The organism is Enterococcus sp. C65 (genome assembly GCF_040887165.1).
Taxonomy (GTDB): Bacteria; Bacillota; Bacilli; order Lactobacillales; family Enterococcaceae; genus Enterococcus_B; species Enterococcus_B hirae.
The window spans coordinates 1-791 of sequence record NZ_JBFOFG010000033.1 but is presented as its reverse complement, the minus strand read 5'-3'; the positions used below and the strand labels follow the sequence as shown (position 1 = coordinate 791).

The following is a 791-nucleotide window of genomic DNA, read 5'->3' as shown; positions in this document are numbered from 1 at the left end:
CATAAGATTATCTTATGTGTGTGTTCGTTGTAAAAAACGAACAAGGTGATTCCGGCATAGCTCAGTTGGTAGTAGCGCATGACTGTTAATCATGATGTCGTAGGTTCGAGTCCTACTGCCGGAGTTCTCATTTATGAGAAAGAGTAATGAGCTTCTTTCACTCTGGAGAGTTGTCCGAGAGGCCGAAGGAGCATGATTGGAAATCATGTAGATGGTTCACGCTGTCTCAAGGGTTCGAATCCCTTACTCTCCGTAACATTTTCCTGGCCCGTTGGTCAAGCGGTTAAGACACCGCCCTTTCACGGCGGTAACACGGGTTCGAGTCCCGTACGGGTCATTAATTGAAAAATGGAGGTTTAGCTCAGCTGGGAGAGCATCTGCCTTACAAGCAGAGGGTCAGCGGTTCGATCCCGTTAACCTCCATAATGAACTGGTTCCGTGGTGTAGGGGTTAACATGCCTGCCTGTCACGCAGGAGATCGCGGGTTCGATTCCCGTCGGAACCGTCATTCTTTTTCAATTAATACATTTTAAAATTTGGCGCGGTAGCTCAGTTGGTAGAGCAACGGATTGAAGCTCCGTGTGTCGGCAGTTCGATTCTGTCCCGCGCCACCATGGAGGAGTAGCGAAGTGGCTAAACGCGACGGACTGTAAATCCGTTCCTTAGGGTTCAGTGGTTCGAATCCACTCTCCTCCATTACATAGGGGCATAGTTTAAAGGTAGAACAGCGGTCTCCAAAACCGTTAGTGTGGGTTCAATTCCTGCTGCCCCTGCCATGGCGAATGTGGCGA

At 49.4% G+C, this 791-nt stretch carries 8 tRNA genes; all 8 read left to right on the top strand.

What is annotated here, in order from left to right:
* Positions 1–50: 50 nt before the first annotated feature.
* A tRNA-Asn gene (locus AB3I12_RS13350) sits at positions 51–124 on the top strand.
* Between the two features lie 40 nt (positions 125–164).
* Positions 165–253 (top strand) — tRNA-Ser (locus tag AB3I12_RS13345).
* A 12-nt stretch (positions 254–265) separates the two neighbouring features.
* Positions 266–337 (top strand) — tRNA-Glu (locus AB3I12_RS13340).
* Between the two features lie 13 nt (positions 338–350).
* Positions 351–423: transfer RNA gene (locus AB3I12_RS13335), tRNA-Val, on the top strand.
* 9 nt (positions 424–432) lie between these two features.
* Positions 433–505: transfer RNA gene (locus tag AB3I12_RS13330), tRNA-Asp, on the top strand.
* A 33-nt stretch (positions 506–538) separates the two neighbouring features.
* Positions 539–614, top strand: a tRNA-Phe gene (locus AB3I12_RS13325).
* 1 nt (position 615) lies between these two features.
* Positions 616–696: transfer RNA gene (locus tag AB3I12_RS13320), tRNA-Tyr, on the top strand.
* A gap of 6 nt (positions 697–702) precedes the next feature.
* A tRNA-Trp gene (locus tag AB3I12_RS13315) sits at positions 703–776 on the top strand.
* The last annotated feature ends 15 nt before the right edge of the window (positions 777–791 follow it).